The 16,322-nt window shown below is 57.3% G+C and carries 19 protein-coding genes; 7 read left to right on the forward strand and 12 right to left on the reverse strand.

What is annotated here, in order from left to right:
• Positions 1-36: 36 nt before the first annotated feature.
• Complete coding sequence (locus tag EXR70_08305; protein MSP38476.1) at positions 37-1,275, reverse strand: M20 family peptidase; 1,239 nt, start codon at positions 1,273-1,275, stop codon at positions 37-39.
• 187 nt (positions 1,276-1,462) lie between these two features.
• Here EXR70_08305 and EXR70_08310 point away from each other — a divergent pair, with 187 nt between their 5' ends.
• The 4 genes from EXR70_08310 to EXR70_08325 are packed head-to-tail and all read left to right on the forward strand — an operon-like array spanning position 1,463 to position 7,225.
• A complete protein-coding gene (locus tag EXR70_08310) occupies positions 1,463-2,431 on the forward strand; it encodes a hypothetical protein (GenBank protein MSP38477.1) in 969 nt (322 codons plus the stop codon).
• A gap of 11 nt (positions 2,432-2,442) precedes the next feature.
• Positions 2,443-4,500 carry a hydantoinase/oxoprolinase family protein gene (locus EXR70_08315; protein MSP38478.1) on the forward strand — a complete coding sequence of 686 codons (2,058 nt, stop codon included), beginning with the start codon at positions 2,443-2,445 and terminating at the stop codon, positions 4,498-4,500.
• The gene (locus tag EXR70_08320; GenBank protein ID MSP38479.1) at positions 4,497-6,233 is read left to right on the forward strand and encodes a hydantoinase B/oxoprolinase family protein; all 1,737 of its coding nucleotides are present in this window, start codon (positions 4,497-4,499) and stop codon (positions 6,231-6,233) included. Before EXR70_08315 ends, EXR70_08320 begins: the two co-directional genes overlap by 4 nt.
• Entirely contained in the window at positions 6,230-7,225 is a 996-nt protein-coding gene (locus tag EXR70_08325; protein MSP38480.1) for an LLM class flavin-dependent oxidoreductase, read from the forward strand. The genes EXR70_08320 and EXR70_08325 overlap by 4 nt, the downstream gene beginning before the upstream one ends.
• Positions 7,226-7,250: 25 nt before the next feature.
• Here the strand turns inward: EXR70_08325 and EXR70_08330 are convergent, their stop codons facing one another.
• From EXR70_08330 to EXR70_08340, 3 genes are all read right to left on the reverse strand, one after another.
• The gene (locus EXR70_08330; GenBank protein MSP38481.1) at positions 7,251-7,982 is read right to left on the reverse strand and encodes an isoprenylcysteine carboxylmethyltransferase family protein; all 732 of its coding nucleotides are present in this window, start codon (positions 7,980-7,982) and stop codon (positions 7,251-7,253) included.
• 82 nt (positions 7,983-8,064) lie between these two features.
• On the reverse strand, positions 8,065-8,355 hold the full coding sequence (locus EXR70_08335) for a hypothetical protein (GenBank protein ID MSP38482.1): 291 nt from the start codon (positions 8,353-8,355) through the stop codon (positions 8,065-8,067).
• A gap of 259 nt (positions 8,356-8,614) precedes the next feature.
• The gene (locus EXR70_08340; protein ID MSP38483.1) at positions 8,615-9,775 is read right to left on the reverse strand and encodes an acyl-CoA dehydrogenase; all 1,161 of its coding nucleotides are present in this window, start codon (positions 9,773-9,775) and stop codon (positions 8,615-8,617) included.
• Positions 9,776-9,939: 164 nt separating this feature from the next.
• Between EXR70_08340 and EXR70_08345 the strand changes: the two genes are divergently transcribed.
• The 3 genes from EXR70_08345 (at position 9,940) to EXR70_08355 (ending at position 12,151) form a co-directional block, all read left to right on the forward strand.
• Complete coding sequence (locus EXR70_08345) at positions 9,940-10,554, forward strand: hypothetical protein (GenBank protein ID MSP38484.1); 615 nt, start codon at positions 9,940-9,942, stop codon at positions 10,552-10,554.
• A gap of 30 nt (positions 10,555-10,584) precedes the next feature.
• A complete protein-coding gene (locus EXR70_08350) occupies positions 10,585-11,334 on the forward strand; it encodes an SDR family oxidoreductase (protein MSP38485.1) in 750 nt (249 codons plus the stop codon).
• A 91-nt stretch (positions 11,335-11,425) separates the two neighbouring features.
• Entirely contained in the window at positions 11,426-12,151 is a 726-nt protein-coding gene (locus EXR70_08355) for a hypothetical protein (protein ID MSP38486.1), read from the forward strand.
• 176 nt (positions 12,152-12,327) lie between these two features.
• On the opposite strand, the gene EXR70_08360 is transcribed toward EXR70_08355, so the two are convergent.
• The 8 genes from EXR70_08360 to EXR70_08395 form a co-directional block, all read right to left on the reverse strand.
• Positions 12,328-13,053: a DUF4197 domain-containing protein gene (locus EXR70_08360; protein MSP38487.1), complete on the reverse strand. Its 726-nt coding sequence runs from the start codon at positions 13,051-13,053 to the stop codon at positions 12,328-12,330.
• A gap of 58 nt (positions 13,054-13,111) precedes the next feature.
• Positions 13,112-13,495 (reverse strand): tetratricopeptide repeat protein, encoded by a 384-nt coding sequence (locus EXR70_08365; protein ID MSP38488.1) that lies wholly within the window; start codon positions 13,493-13,495, stop codon positions 13,112-13,114.
• Between the two features lie 75 nt (positions 13,496-13,570).
• Positions 13,571-13,894 (reverse strand): Grx4 family monothiol glutaredoxin, encoded by a 324-nt coding sequence (gene grxD / locus EXR70_08370; protein ID MSP38489.1) that lies wholly within the window; start codon positions 13,892-13,894, stop codon positions 13,571-13,573.
• A gap of 37 nt (positions 13,895-13,931) precedes the next feature.
• A complete protein-coding gene (locus tag EXR70_08375) occupies positions 13,932-14,186 on the reverse strand; it encodes a BolA family transcriptional regulator (GenBank protein ID MSP38490.1) in 255 nt (84 codons plus the stop codon).
• 60 nt (positions 14,187-14,246) lie between these two features.
• Positions 14,247-14,609, reverse strand: coding sequence for a redoxin domain-containing protein (locus EXR70_08380; protein ID MSP38491.1), 363 nt, complete (start codon positions 14,607-14,609; stop codon positions 14,247-14,249).
• A 12-nt stretch (positions 14,610-14,621) separates the two neighbouring features.
• Positions 14,622-14,750: a redoxin domain-containing protein gene (locus EXR70_08385; protein MSP38492.1), complete on the reverse strand. Its 129-nt coding sequence runs from the start codon at positions 14,748-14,750 to the stop codon at positions 14,622-14,624.
• 44 nt (positions 14,751-14,794) lie between these two features.
• Positions 14,795-15,790, reverse strand: coding sequence for an ABC transporter substrate-binding protein (locus EXR70_08390; GenBank protein ID MSP38493.1), 996 nt, complete (start codon positions 15,788-15,790; stop codon positions 14,795-14,797).
• 69 nt (positions 15,791-15,859) lie between these two features.
• On the reverse strand, positions 15,860-16,120 hold the full coding sequence (locus EXR70_08395; protein ID MSP38494.1) for a hypothetical protein: 261 nt from the start codon (positions 16,118-16,120) through the stop codon (positions 15,860-15,862).
• Between the last annotated feature and the right edge of the window lie 202 nt (positions 16,121-16,322).

Genomic DNA, 16,322 nt, shown 5'->3' on the forward strand with positions numbered 1-16,322 from the left:
CGGACAAACCTTTCCTCTCAACCCTTTTCTCTTTCCTTACCTCTTCGCCACTTCCTCTTTCTTGCGATTACAAATATCCAAAGCCGCCATGGCGTAGACTTTCGTGCAGTTCACCATGTTGGTGATGCCGACGCCGCGGCGCACGCCGGTGGGCGAATCCCATTCTTCGCCCGCTTTGGTCTCCGTCGGATCGACGAGATGAGTACCGAAACCGGGACCGTAGGTGATCGCCGGCACGCCGTACTGAGCAATGCGCGAGCCGTCGCTGGTAATGCCGTAGCGAATCGGTTTGGCGTAGGGCACCGGGCCTTTGAACACGGTCCGATGCGCGCCCTCCATCACTTTCACCAATGGCTCGCTCTTGGAAATCTCGTAGCCGGGCGTGGTCAAGTAAAGATCGACACGGACATCGAGAATATCCGGTTCACGCTTGCGCACGCGCTCGCACACCGCTTCGATGTCGCGCTTGATCGCCAGCGGCACGGCGCCGGGCAACATTTTGACGATGACGAAGATATCCGTCGTCGGACGCGTGCCGGGTTTGAACGGGTTGCCGCCGTCGATGGCGCCGATCTGCACCGTCGGCAGCATGAACTTGTGGGGATTGTTGCGCTGGTAGTCTTTTTCCCAATCTTGAATCGCTTGGGCGACTTTGCAGGCGGCGAGCACGAACTTGGTCGCCCGACCGTCGACGCTGACGCGCGCCCAAAGCAAACCGGAGTTGCCGATCTGCAATTGCAAACCGGTGGGCTCGCCGATGATGCACATGTCGGCCATCACGCCGTGATCCATCAAATAACGCGCGCCGACGCCGGCGCCGCGATATTCCTTGCCGTAGAATCTGCCGACCTGGGCTTTTTCGATTTCACCGACGACGCCGGCAATAATCAGATCGCCTTTGAGTTTGGCGCCGGCCTTCTGCAGCGCCGCCACCGCTTCGATGTAGCAGGGAAACGCCGCCTTCATGTTGACCAACCCGCGGCCGTAGATGCGATCTTCGTCGACGACAGTCTCCTGGGGCGCATCGAAGTGATCCATATGCGCGTTGAACATCAAAGTCGCGCCGCCGCCGCTGCCTTTCAAAGTGCCGACGACGTTGGGCCGGCCGTCTTCGACATATTGATACTCGACTTTCATGCCGAGCTGTTCGAATTCGCTGCCGAGATATTTAGCGACATTCTCTTCGTCGCCGGTGATGCTGACGATGTTGGCTAAATTACTCGCCAACTCGACGACACGCTCGCGGTCTACTTGGTCTAAGACTTCTTGTTGCATCGAACACTCCTATGGGATGGAATTTTGTTGAACATTTTTTTTACCACAGTCCGCGGCCAGACGCTATCGTTCGCGGAAAAACTTTCCGCGCTCTTGTTGACAAAATCTGGGCACGGGGAGACAAAGAGATGCCGACGATAAATTCTTTCGCCCTGTCGTTGTTTCGGCGCACGAGGAGGAGATTGTGATGAAATTACGCTGGCTCTATCTAGCCCTCGCGCTGGCAATAATTTCTCCGCCGACATCGGCCAGAGCCATCGATCGGCTCAACGTCGTCTACGCCTCGATTAGCGGCCTATTCCTCGCCTGTTGGGTCGCCCACGACGCCGGCTACTTCGACAAACAAGGGCTCGACGTCAAACTGGTTTATGTCCAGAGCGCGACCACCGCGATCCAAGCTATGCTCGCCGGCGAAGCGCCCATCGTTCTCGCCGGCGGCGAACCGCCGGTCGAGTCAGCCTTGAAAGGCGCCGACTCAATCTACATCGGCGGCATCTCCATCGTCCCCGCGGTGCATTTTATGGCGCTGCCGGAAATCCGCACGGTGCCAGATCTACGCGGCAAACCGGTGGGCGTCACCCGCTTCGGCTCGTCCACCGATTTCGCCATGCGCCAGGTGCTGCGTCGCCACGGTCTCGACCCGGCCAAAGACGTGACCGTGTTGCAGATCGCCGGCGGCCACCGCGGCCTTTCAACTTCGCTCTTGGCCCGCGCCGTGTTCGCCGCGCCCATCGCGCCGCCCAACAGCCTGCGCGCCGAAAAGGGCGGCGCCAAACTGCTCATCGACATGACCAAGGCGGGAATCTATTTTCCTTACTCGACCATCGCCAGCACGCGTAGCTTTGTGAAAAAAAACCGGCCCATGGCGCTGGCGTTCATGAAAGCCTACTCCGACGGCATCAAGCGCATGAACAGCGACAAACCGTTCAGCCTCGGCGTGATCAAGAAATATATGCGCGAGGACGAACCGGAAATTCTTGAGACCCTTTATAAATACGGCGTCGAATATATCGCGAAAATTCCCGAGCCGAATAAAGACGGTATCGTTGAAGTCCTGCGCCAGAGCAGCGATCCCAAGGCGAAAACCGCCGCGCCGGAAAGCTTCATGGACGACAGCCTGGTGCGCGAACTAGCGCAGCGCGGCCAGTACCGCTGAGCAATTTTTAAATGGCGCGTTATCGCATTGGCACGGACATCGGCGGCACCTTCACCGATCTTTGCGTACTCGAGGAAGAAAACGGCGAGTTTTTCAATTTGAAAGTGTTAAGCACGCCCAAGGATCTCACCCAGGGCGTCATCGAAGCTCTCGATCAATATTTTCACGCTGGACGCAAACCCGAAGACGCTAGGCTGCTCAGCCACGCCACCACCGTGGCGACCAACGCCCTCTTGGAGCAAAAGGGCGGCGACACTTGGTTGGTCATCACCGAAGGCTTCAGCGGCATTTATGAAACTCCTGAGCTGAGTCAAATCCGTCCCGGCGCCTACGACTATCTTTGCTATCCCAAGCCGCGGCTCTTGGTACCCCAACGTAAAACCATCGAAATCCCCGAGCGCGTCGACGCCCAAGGTCGCGTCGTCACCACGCTTGACGAAGCTGCGGCGCGCGAACGTTTGAGCGCGCTAGCGCAGGCGCACGCGGAATCGGTCGCCGTCTGTTTTCTTTTTTCCTTTCTCAATGACCAGCACGAACAGCGAGTCCGGCAGTTGATCCACGAAATCGCGCCGGCGGCGCAGGTTTATTTATCGTCCGAAGTGCTGCCGCAGATACGTGAATATACCCGCTTGGCCACCACCGTCACCAACGCCTACGTCGCGCCGGTGGTGACGCGCTACGTCGATCGCTTGGAACGCGCACTGAGCGAACGCGGCTTTCGCCGCCGGCTCTACATCATGCAATCCACCGGCGGTAGTTTGACCACCGGCGTAGTGAAAAAAATTCCCGTGCAGATTATCGAATCCGGTCCCGCCGCCGGCGTGCTCGCCGCCGCCCACATCGGCCGCTTGACCGGAAACCAAAAAGTAATTTCCTTCGACATGGGCGGCACCACCGCCAAAGCCGGACTGATCGAAGCCGGCGAGCCGCGCGTCGTGTCGCGCTTTCAAGCCGGCGAATGGTTGCTCGGCGTGCCCTCACTCGACTTAGTCGAGATCGGCTCCGGCGGCGGCAGCATCGCCTGGATCGATGCCAGCGCCATGCTCAAGGTCGGCCCGCAAAGCGCCGGCGCCGATCCGGGGCCCGCCTGCTATCCCAACGGCGGCAAGGCGCCGACGGTGACCGACGCCGATGTCGTTCTCGGCTGGCTCAATCCAGATTTTTTCCTGGGCGGACGCATGAAGCTCAACGGCGCCGCGGCAAAACAAGCAATTGAAACGCGGATCGCTCAGCCGTTAGCTCTCGACTTGATAAATGCCGCCGACGGCATTGTTAAGATCGTCAACTCGCAAATGGTCGAAGCGCTGCGCCTGGTGACCGTGGCGCGCGGCGAAGATCCGCGCGAATATGCGCTGGTCGCCTTCGGCGGCTGCGGTCCGGTGCACGCCGCCAAACTTGCCGAAGAGTTGCAGATCGGCCGCGTCATCGTGCCGCCCGCACCCGGCGTCGCTTCGGCGATGGGTTTGCTGGTGGCGGATTTCAAGCGTGACTACATCCGCACGCGTATCGGCGATTTGGCCACCGTCACGGCCGCGCAAGTGCAAACGCGCTTCGAAGAACTCGAACAAGCGGCGCGCGACGAATTGCAGGGAGAAAAAATTTCCGCCGAGGAAATTCGTTTCGCCCGCGCCTTGGACCTGCGCTACGCGATTCAGAAATACGAACTGAGCGTGCCGGTTGGTTGCGGCGCGTTGCATGAAACGGACAAGCCCAATTGGCGCCGTCTCTTCGACGAACGCCACGAACAACAGTACGGCACTCGCGCCAGCGATCAAAAAGTCGAGATCGTCAACTATCATCTGACCGCGATACTGCCCGTGCCCCGGCCCGAGCCGAAGCCAGCGCCGTTCACAGGTGAAAGCGCCAAGAACGCGTTGAGAGGCAGGCGCCGCGCCTACTTCGACGCTTGGCTCGATTGTCCGGTTTATGCCAGGGAAAAGCTCGCCTGCGGCAATCGTGTCGCCGGGCCGGCGATCGTCGAGCAAGAAGACTCGACAACAGTGATTCATCCCGGCCAAAATTCTTACGTCGATCCCTTCGGCAATATCGTCATCGAGGTGAGCCGATGAGCGTGCGCGCCGACCCCATCGTCTTGGAGATCGTCAATTCCAAGATCGCCAGCATCGTCGAAGAAATGCGCATGGTGCTATTTCACAGCGGCTACTCCACCGTGCTGCGCGAATCGGAAGATGGCAGCGCCGGCTTGTTGGACGCCCAACTGCGCACCATCGCCGTGTCGAAAAAGCTGCCGTTCCATTTCGCGTCGTTCTCGGCGGTGAAGGAACATCTGCCGCGCTATTTTCCTGCCGAAGAATTGGCCGAAGGCGATGTTCTGCTATTCAATCATCCGTTTGAAGGCAACGTCACCCACACCTCCGACACGATCACGCTAATGCCGGTATTCTTCGACGGCAAGATCGTCGGCTACAGCGGCACCTTGGCGCACAAACCCGATCTCGGCGGCATCCGCGGCCTCACCGCCGCCCGCGATCTCTGGGAAGAAGGCTTAGTGCTGCCGCCGGTGAAGTATCACAGCGCGGGTAAAATCAATCGCGACATCGAAAACATCGTCAGCGCCAACAGCCGCATCCCCACCGAAACCCTCGGCGACCTGCGCGGCCAAGTGGCGTCGTGCAAAGTCGGCGCGCGCCGTTTACAAGAACTATGCGCCCGCTTCGGCGCCGACACCGTCAGCGGCGCCAGCGATGAATTGATCGAGCGCATCGCCAGCCGATTGCGCGCCGCCTTACGCGCCTGGCCCGACGGCAGCCATGAAGCCGAAGGATTGCTCGATCACGACAATATCGATCTCAAGCGCTCGATCCGCGCCCATTTGAAAATTACCAAAACCGGCGCGCGCATCCTGTTCGATTTCACCGGCTCCGAAGCGCAAGCCCAAGGCGCGGTCAACCTGGTCACGCCGATGGTCAAGAACAGTTGTTACTGCGCGCTGATGGCGATGACCGACGCCAATCTCGCCTTCAACCACGGCTTCGTCGAGGTCGTCGAAACAAAATTTCGTCCCGGCACCATCGTCTGTCCGAACCCCGGCGCCGCCGTATCGCACTACACGCCGCTGGCCCACTTGGTTTGCGACATGGCGGTCAAAGCTCTCGGTGAATTTTGTCCTGAACGCGCCGCGGCCTCCGCCGGCGGCGGCGGGTCAATCCGGTTAATGGGCACCTCGCCGGCGGGAAAATCGTGGGTGTTGATGGAACTGTTGAACACCGCGCAAGGCGCGACCAACGGGCGCGACGGCGTCAATTTAATTCACGGGCCGTTGGGCGCGGGACAATTTCGTCCCGGACCGATCGAGATCAACGAAAGCGAATTTCCTCTGCGCATAACTCGATTTAGTGTAACCCCCGACTCCGGCGGCGCCGGCCAATTTCGCGGCGGCATGGGCAGCACGCGGGATTATTTAGCGCTTGAAGACGCCAGCGTGCCGGTGCGCAGTTTGAAAGGCAGCTTCCGCGGCAAGATGCCGCCCTGGGGCATTTTCGGCGGCGCCAGCGCGCAGGTCGGCGATGTTTTCTTAAACGGCGTCCAAGTCGCCGATGGCGTGCGCGAAGTCAATCTCAAAGCCGGCGACACCGTGCGCGTGCAGACCAACGCCGGCGGCGGTTTCGGCGATCCCTTCGAACGCGACCCGGAACGGGTCCTCGGCGACGTGCTCGACCGTTACGTTAGTATCGACGGCGCAAAGCAGAATTACGGTGTGATCATCGATGCTAAAACGCTCACCCTCGATGTCGCGGCGACCCACGCGCTCAGGTCGTCGCGGGAAAAGTTGAAGACATGAACTCGGCAAACATAAAATTTGGCGTCGGCCTGTTCGCCACCGAGAATGCGCGCGAGGGAGTGCAGTTAGCCCAGCGCGCTGAAGCCTTGGGCTTTGAACGTTTTTGGCTTGGCGACTCCCACATGATCTGGCGCGAGCTATATACGATGCTCGGCGCCATCGCGGCGACGACCAAGCGGATTGAAATCGCGCCGGGCGTCACCCATCCGCAAGTGCGCCATCTAACCGTGACGGCGAGCGCCATGGCGACGCTGGCCGAGCTTGCGCCGGGACGCGCCGCACTGGGCATCGGCGTCGGCGCCACCGGTCCGGAAAATATCGGCATGAAACCGCTCACCAGCGAAGAAATGGCCGATGCCATGCGGACACTCAGAAAACTCTTAAACGGCGAGACCGTAGAAATGAACGGCAGGAACGTTCACTGCGTGTTCGCCGGCGCTGCGAGAATCCCCATCTACCTCGGCACTCGCGCGCCAAAAGTAATGCGGCTCGCGGCCGAATTAGGCGACGGCATCGTTTACACCGGCGAAGTCTCTACGTTGAACGACACCATCGCCACATTGAAACAATGCTGCGCCGAAGTCGGCCGTCCAACATCCGAAGTAAAAGTCGTCTACCGCCTGCCCTGCTGCATCGCGAACAATTCACGCGAAGCGCGCAACGAAGTCAAAGGAAAAATCGCCCGCACCGCGATGACTCATCTCGGCCGATTGCACCGCATGGGTAAACTTACCGATGAAGAAGATCTAAAGGCGGTGGAAAGTCTCTGGCAGCACTACGACACCTACCACCACATGGGCCCGGAACATGCGCACTTGGTGCGCGATGAATGGGTCGAACGCTTCGCCCTCGCCGGCACGCCCGAGGAAGTCAGACGGCAAGTAGAAAATCTATTGTCGTTCGATATCGGCGAACTGACGATCATCCCCTTCGGCCAATCGAAGGAGTCCGTGCTTGAAATGTTCGCCGAGGCTGTCATCGGCAAACTCTAGCGACAACCGGTTGCGACATCGGCCGTCATTTTTTCTTCGGAATCGGCAACAACATGGATGTCTCATTCAGATACCTCTGGTAATCTTCCCCATGCGCGGCGATCAGGTCGTGCTCTTCGAATTGAATCGAGATCAGGATCCAGACCGTGGTGACAACCGCAAACAGCAAGTGGCCCGTGGTCATCGTCGGAGTTGCCCAAAACGCTATGATAAAGCCGAGCATCAGCGGATGACGCACCAAATGGTACAACCCAGACTTTTTGAACTCGAGGGGGCGATACACCTGGCCGAGAAGATTTATAAAGACCTGGCGCAAGCCGAACAGATCGAAGTGGTTAATCATGAACGTCGAGTGAAGGACGATGAACCAGCCGATCCAAAACGACGCGAGAAGAAGATTTCGCCCCACGTCGCCTTCGACGTTCCAGATCACACCGGGCATCGTGCGCCACTGCCAATACAAAAGATCGAGCAACAAACTGGCAAACAGCACGAACGTGCTGCGCTCGATGGAATGAGGAATGACCCGAGTCCACCATTTCTTGAACCACGGCCGCGCCATGATGTTGTGCTGCACAGCGAACAGGCCAAGTAAGACGAGGTTAATCACGATTGCCGCGGCCAAAGGCGAGTCGGCGCCAGAGTCACTCGACTTCGGCACCGCAAAATTGCCGACGAAGCCGATGGCATAAAGAAAAGTAAGGAGAAAAATCAGATAGCTCACCAGGCCGTACAAGAATACTAAAATCCTTCCCATGATGAATACTCCTCGGTGACGACGGGGCTTACCCGCTCGTTCTTCGACTGGCGTTGGCAATAAAGCGATGCGCGTTCACCTTCTAAGCAAAAGCCGCTTCGACCTCGCGCACTTCCATCTTGGCGACGTTGCCGCCGAGTTTGACGCCGGCAGCGGCCACCGCCGCTTGAAACTCTTTGCCCTTCGCCTCCATCTCGGCCTTGTCTTTGTAGCTGCGCACCCAGATGAATTCATTTTGCGGCCGATTCACCCAGGTGCCGACGATGGGCACGCCGATCTTTTGATGAAGCGGGATGATGTCGTCTTTGAAGTGCTTGAGAAAATTATCCAGCTCGCCCTTGTTGATCGTGTAAATGCGGATCTGCGATATCATTTTGTTCTCCTTCTGTTACGCACGTTGATTTGTTGCGCGAATCGATTTCGGATTCGGAGTTTTATCCCGCAAAGGCGCAAAGACGCAAAGTGACGGGCAAGAGCCCGTCATCCCGAGAGGATTCGAGGGATCTAATACAGATTTCTCCCTTCGGTCGAAATGACAACAATTTCTACCTTTGCGCCTTGGCGCCTTTGCGAGAGACATTCCGATTTCCCCTTTGCGTTCTCTGCGTACTTTGCGGTCAATCATCCCATTACTACTTATGGCTGCGGATCAAATGCTGCGCCATGCGCCAGCGCAGCACTTCCGGCGTTCCTTCGGTGATGCGAATACTGCGCAGCTGGCGGTACCACCATTCGAGCGGCAACTCTTTCATGAGACCCAAGCCGCCGTGCACTTGCATGGAGCGGTCGACGATCTTGCTCGCCGCTTCAGTGGCGACGATCTTGACCATGTAGGACAAATTGCGCACCTCTTCGCCGCGGTCGGCGCGCCAGGCGCATTCGTACACCATCGAGCGCGCCGCGTGCAATTCCATCGCCGAGTCGGCGATCATGAACTGAATCGCCTGGCGGTTCGCCAACGGTTGGCCGAACGTCACCCGCACCTTGGAATACTCGATCATCATGTCGAGGGCGCGTTGGGCGATGCCGACGCTACGCGCGCCGTGGCCCTTGATGCGGCCCGAGGTGATCCACTTTTGTCCCAGCGAAAAGCCCTCGCCTTCCTGGCCGATGCGATTGGCCACCGGCACGCGCACGTTGTCGAAAAAGATTTGCCAGGGGGCGTCGCCCATCATCGTGTGCCATTGTTTTTCCAAGACCACGCCGGGACTTTTCATGTCGACCATCAGACAGCTGATGCCGCCGCGGGCGCGCTTTTCCTGATCTGTGACGGCGATCACCTGCGCGTAGTCGGCCCGGCCGGCGCCGCTGATAAAACGCTTGGTACCGTTGAGAATGTAGTGGTCGCCGTCGCGCACCGCGTTGGTGCGCATGCCCGCGGGATCGCTGCCGGCGTCGGGTTCGGTTTGGGCGAAGCAAACCGAAAGCTTGCCGGCGATGACCGGATGGAGAAAGCGCTGCTTCTGTTCGTCGTTAGCGTAGAAAAGAATCGGCCGCACGTCGGGACCGAACAACGGATTGGCGCGAAACGGCAGCGCCGCCGTGCGCGAGACTTCCTCCTGAATCACGCAGCGGCTGAGCAAATCCAAACCGGCGCCGCCGTATTCCTGCGGCACGTCGAGCATCCACAGACCGAGCGCGCGAACTTTTTCCTGCAACGGACGAAGTAAATGTTCCGGCATTTCTTCGCCTTCGGGCCGATACTCGCGCTCGAGCGGAATCAGTTCTTTGTCGACAAAGCGCCGCACGGTGTTTTTGAGAATTTGCAATTCTTCGGGCAGATTGAAATCCATGAAGCATCCTTCTTGTATTCGGTGACAGATGAACTGCCGCCACGATAATCAGCACCGTGGAAGCATGTCAAGGAAGCTCGCGGGCGTGAAGGGTCTGGAACTCGGACCCGGATTTTTCTCCCGCGGTTGACGCCTCGCATCATATTGCCTAGATTGTGGCCTCGATGAAGATCGCTCTTGATATCGACGGCGTGCTGGCGGATTTTGTCACACCATTTTTACAGAAGCTCGAACAGCGCGTCGGCGGCCCGGCCATCGACCCGGCATCAATCACCGACCCCAACTTTCAACACCATCCGTTTTTAACCAAGGAACTGATTTACGACTGCATGGTCGATGCCTCCTACGATGCCGAGTTCTGGCGCGTGCTCGCGCCGCTGCCGTCGCCGGACCAATGGCAAGCGCTCAATCGGGTCGGCCGCGACAACGACGTGGTCTTCATCACCCACCGCTGGGTGCGCGACACCTACGATATCAACCAGATCACCTGCGACTGGCTGCGCGGCCATGGGATAGAAAATCCGGTGGTGCACTTCACCCAAGAAGTAAAATCTCAATTGGTACGCCAACTAGAAGTCGAACTTTTCGTCGACGACCGCCATGAAAACTGCGAAGACGTGGCGACCCAAACCGAAGCCGTGGTCATGATGCCGCACCGGCCCTACAACCAAAGATTCGAGCACCCGAAAGTGCAACGCATCCAGGACTTAGACGACCTATTCGCATATCTTGCTCCGAACTCTGTGATCTCCGTGAACTCTGTGGTGAAATATTCTTAAATCATCAGCTCGAATGATGGAGGACATCTTATGGGAACGATCGATAACAAAGTAGCCATCGTCACCGGCGGCGGTGGCGGTATCGGCGGCGCCATCGTGCAACGTTTCGCCAAGGAAGGCGCCAAGATCGCCGTCGCCGACATCGACGGCGACGCCGCCAAAACGCGCGCCAAAGAAATCGCCGGCGGCGGCGGCGACGCAATTCCAATCGTTAGCGACGTGACCAAAAAAAATTCCGTCAACGACATGGTCAAAGCGGCGTTCGATCGCTGGGGCAAGATCGATATCCTGGTCAACGTCGCCGGCGGCGCGGAGCGCAAGAACGTCGTTGACACCAGCGCAGAGGAATGGGATCGCGTCATCGAGATGAATTTGAAATCGGTGTTTCTCTGCTCCCAAGCCGTGTTGCCGACCATGATCAAAGCGCGTTACGGCAAGATCGTCAGCATCTCGTCGATCTACGGCTTCACCGGCAACGCCAGCCGCGCCAGCTACGCGACGGCCAAGGCCGGCGTCGCGGTGTTTACCAAATCCCTGGCGCTCGAACATGCGAAAGACGGTCTCAACATCAACGCCATCGCTCCTGGGCGCATCGAAACCCCCAAGGTGCGCGGCCACTACAGCAACGAAGCCTGGGCCGCCGCCGAAGCGCAAATCCCCGTCGGCCACACCGGCAAACCGGAAAATATCGCCAGCGCCGCGCTCTTCCTGGTTCAGGATGAAAATAATTATGTCACCGGGCAAACCATTCATGTGAATGGCGCGTGGTTGAATTGGTAGAAAACAGAAGCCAGAAGTCAGTGGTCCGAAGTCAGCGCTCGAACGCGGATCGGAGTTCGTTCACAAGCAACTAACTATAGGAGGAAGAAAAATGTACGGATGGCGTGTAAGAATCGGTCACGTCGCGCCGTCGCGCGGCGACACGTTGGTTTATGAATTTTATCAGATGCTGCCGGCCGGCTTCATGATGCTCAACAGTACCGGTACGATCAGGCAGTTGGTCGATGCCGATCTCGAACGGCAGCTGCAGAGTATCGAAGTAGCAGCGGCGGATCTGGTCGACAACAAGTGCGACTCGGTGATCATCGGCGGCTCGCCGCTGTTTACCAAGTTGGGCTACGGCAGCGACATCGAGATGGGCAAACGGCTCAGTGACAAATTCGGCGTACCGGTCGCACCCGGCATCACCGGTGAAATCGCCGCGCTCAAATCGCTGGGCATTCACAAGCTCGTCGTCGCCACACCGCACGAGGACACGCTCAACGACCGCATGAAAGCCTTCCTCGAAGCCTCCGGTTTTAAAGTTCTAAAGATCCAAGGCTACGGCGTGCGCAAAAACGCCGACATCACCGACATGGACGAACACGCCGCCTATAAAATCGCCAAGCGCCTCTACGAGTCGGCGCCCGAAGCTGACGGCATATTCGTCCCCTGCCCGCGCTGGCCAACCATCACCGACGTAGATTTACTTGAACATGAAATCGGCAAACCGGTGATCACCAGCTCGCAGGCTTACATCTGGCACGCGCTCAAGATGGCGAAGGTGAAGCAGGAAGTCAGCGGCTACGGCAGATTGATGGCGTCGCTCGCCAATTGATCCGAGACGAAGAATTAACCACGAAAAACACGAAACTCACGAAATTCGGAATCCCCCCTTTCGTGTTTTTCGTGGTTAAACTTCTTCTGAGTTAGGCGCCAAGATTTCACCGCGACAAAAAAAACGGCGAGCAGACCACTCTGCTCGCCGTTATAGCTCTTGTCTAATTTAAAAGCTTACTTCTTCACGTTGCCGAACACTTCCTTGAGCAAGTCCGTCACCCGCGCCGCCGGATTGGTTCTGATCTTCTTCTCTTCTTGAGCGACGACAAAGAAAATACCGTCGGTGGCTTTTTCGGTCACGTACTTGTTGGCGTCGAAGGTGATGTTCTTGGAAAACGGCACGTCTTTGCACTTGCCTACCAGCGCATTGTACTGCTGGTTGACGCCGACTTGATTCATCACGTCGGTGACCGACGGCAAGAAGGCTTCCTGCAACTGCTTGGTGGTCTTCGATTTGAAAAATTCGGTCGCCGCGCTGTCGCCGCCGCTTAAAACTTTCTTGACATCGTCAAAACTCATCTGGGCGATGGCGTTCCAGAAAATTTTCTTGGCGAACGGCACCGATTTTTCCGCGGCGCGGTTCATGCCGACGACGAACTCATCGATCTTCGGGCCGTAGCCGACCAAACGCAGCGGCTTCTCGATATTCTGCAGGCTCTTGGGCATCAAGATTTTGATCGCTTTGTTCATCAAGAAGCCGTCCGCCGCGCCGGTTTGACCCACCGCATTTTCGGTGCCGACTTTGAGCGCTTCCTGAAGCCCCGAGCCGATCTTAGCGTCGCTGAGCGCGCTGCTGCCGCCGAGGCTAGGAAGATTACCGCCGAGACCCTTCAATACTTTGTCAAACTGCGCAAACGCAGGATGCGCGGCAAGGAAAAACAAAAATGCCGTTAACAACAATTTAGTCGTCGAATCTCCTTCGGAATGTTAGTTGGGATAGCGAACTTGGAAAGCTGAGTTAGAGAATATCTTTGCTTCGGCTCGGCGAGTTGAGCAAATCACCCAGGCGAAATTCGTTGAGCGCCGAGGCAAAACCGGCATCGATAATCAGATTGACGATCTCCCCCTGGGCCTCAGACGGCGCCAAGCGAAAGGCTGTACGCAGCGGCTGAATCGCCGCGCGCCAGTTGCTCTGGCTCAAATAGGCCCGGCCGAGATAGAGATAGGCCTGGGCGGCATTCGGATTCTCGCGCGTGGCATCCTCCAGGTATGGAATCGCCGCGGCGAAACGGCCTTGGTTGAACAGGCTCAAACCTTGATCGAAATTACCCTGGCCTACCAGGGCGCACGAGCTTGCCATAACGAGGGTCAAAAATATCGCGGCGATAGTGTTAGTCTTCACAGATAAACCCTCCTTCTAGCAATTAGACGCAAAAAGGCCCCGAATCTTTTAGAACCGGGGCCCTTTTCTTTATTCTTACTTTGCGAAGGCAGCCTTGAGCATCGGCTCGAGCTCGCCGCGCTCGTGCAGCTCGTGCACGATGTCGCAGCCGCCGACGAACTTGCCGTCGATATAGATTTGCGGAATCGTCGGCCAGTTGGCATAGCGCTTAATCCCATCCCGCACCGCCGAGTCGGCGAGCACATCGTCGCTGGCGAAGGGAAAACCGTAGGACTTGAGAATTTCCACGGTGTGGGCGGAAAAGCCGCACTGGGGAAAATCCGGCGTGCCCTTCATGTAGACCATCACCTTGTTGTTCTTTACCTTGTCGTCGATCTTCGTCATGACATCTTCGGCCATAGTTCTGTCTCCTTTTTTGAAAATTGTATCCGAAATGTTAAGCACCGAGCTTCTGCCACTGCGCCGGACTATAAGTCTTCAAAGACAGCGCATGAATGCGTTGATCGGCCAGCGGCACTTTCAAGACTTCGTTGATCATGCGGTGCTGTTCCAACAGACCTTTGCCTTCGAAGGCGGGCGAAACGATGATCACCTGCCAGTGATCGCCACCGCCGGTCAAATCCTGGGTTTCAATCACTTCAAGGGGCAGCGCCTGGGATAGCGTCTGTTTAATCTCTTCGGGAGTAATCATGAGAAAATACTACCGATTCGCCGCCACGCTTTCAACCCACAGGTCAACAGCAGGCAACCACTAGCCCACCGGCCCTTCGTAGTCCGGTCGAACTTTGCGCAACATCGCGCGCAAATCAGCGCGCAGCTCATCCAAAGTAGGCCGGCCTAAGTACCAATAGCCGTTGTAGAGGTTGTGAATCGTCAGATCCGGCATGAGGGAAAAAGTATGCGGCATGGCGGTCACGCCCATGCTCTTGGAAGTCTCGGTCATGTCGAGCAGCTTGACGACCTTGCGCTCCTGATCGCTCAAGAACGGAAACTGCGCGCCGAGTCCGGTGCGGAAGGCATCGTTGATATCCGGCGAATCGACGCAGCAGACAGCGAGTTTGCAATAGTTTACCGCTAATTCTTTTTGTAGTTCGACGTAATGGCGCAACTGCACCTGGCATTTGGCTCACCAGTAGCCACGATAGAAAGTTAGAATGAATGGAAACTTGCCGACCAACTCGGACAGTTTCACCACTTGGCCGTCTTGATCAGGCAATTCGATGTCGGGAAAACGGTCGCCGATTTTTAGGTTCATGAGCGTACCTCCGTGTTTGACTAGGGTTGATCGCAGGAGAAATTTTATGGATAGCGCTTGGCCATCTCGCCAAAGAAACCCTCTTTGTCCAACTGTTGAAGCAGCGACAAGTCGACAAACTGCTCCGGCTTGGCGCTTTTCGCTTGAGCCACCTTGGGCGCTACTTCGTCGAGCAGATATTGAATGCCTTTCAACGTTGGATAGGGCCGTTTGGCGACTCGTTTGACGAACCAATCGACGGTGGCGTCCAAAACATCTTGTTCGTTGGTGCGCATGTACTTGCCGGCGATGCGTTTCGCCTCGTCGCGGTTGCGGCCGATGAAATAAATCGCTTCGACGTATGACTTGAGCGCGCTTAGGGCAATCTCGCGTTGACTGCGAATAAATCCTCGCGAAGTGGCAAAACCATTGCCCTGCACTTCGACGTTGAGTTCGAGCATGTCGTAAACTTCGACCAAACCCTGGCGGCGCGCCCGCGGCAACTCCGACGGCGTGAGGATGGTCGCTTCGATGCGGCCCGATTCCACCGCGCTCAATCGCTCCATGGTCGGTCCGGCGACGACCAGCGCGACATCTTTGCTTGGTTCGAGGTTGAACTTTTTAAGTAGAATTAGCGAAGCGTTATGCGACGCCGAGCCGAAACCGCTGACGCCAAGCTTTTTGCCCTTGAGCTGTTCGACGCGGCTGATGCCCGGCCGCGCGACTACCGAATAATTATACGCCGACTCCGACGACGCGATCAGCACGATGTCGTGGCCCTGCAAGCCGGCTTGTACCACGGTACCAATGTTGACGATGGGCGGATCGCCGGCGACCAACGCTTGCGTTGCTATCTGGCCGCCGCGAAAAAAAATCACTTCGGCATCGAGGCCGTGTTTGCGGTAAATGCCGGCGTCTTTGGCGATCCAAATATGAATCTGATTGTAAGAGATGGCCGGGTAGCCGATCTTTATTTTCTTGAGTTCTTGGGCGTCGCCAGCACCAAGCCACAAAGTCGCGATCAGCGCGATGAAAATGAGATCGGTGGAAAACTTCAACATGGTCACCCCGTCAAGTTAAGGGTGCTCTCGGTAGGCGAAAAAATTTTGCTGAATATACGTACGGTACGCTTAGTAGGCTTTGACCGAGTGTTCAGCTACGGCAGCGGTCTCGCCGTCGATGCCGACCTTGGTCTCAAGCGCTTTTATACGCTTCTCCAACATGCGCACCTGGGCTTGCGAGTTCGCCAGCTCCTGTTCGACGATGGTTACCACTGAAGCGGTATCGCCCCACCAGGAATAACCGGCGGAGACACCGACGATGACCGATGCTACCGCGGCGACAATCCAATAGAAGCGATTAGTTGTCGATGAACGTTTAACCCATGGCATAATGACAATCTTCTATCCGAAACTTACCCCGATAGTCAACACACTGGAGGCTGCCTGTCGTGGCAACGTCAATATGTCATGTTAACAGCAACGCGATTATGTCAGGGTAGTGCGTTGGGTTGAGGTCGTAAGTTAGAAACCTGGCCATAGCGGAACCCCACCTTGTTGGAGTTGGTTCGATATAGGCCAAGTGTGTGCGTCG

The organism is Deltaproteobacteria bacterium, assembly GCA_009692615.1.
Taxonomy (GTDB): domain Bacteria; phylum Desulfobacterota; class Binatia; order UBA9968; family UBA9968; genus DP-20.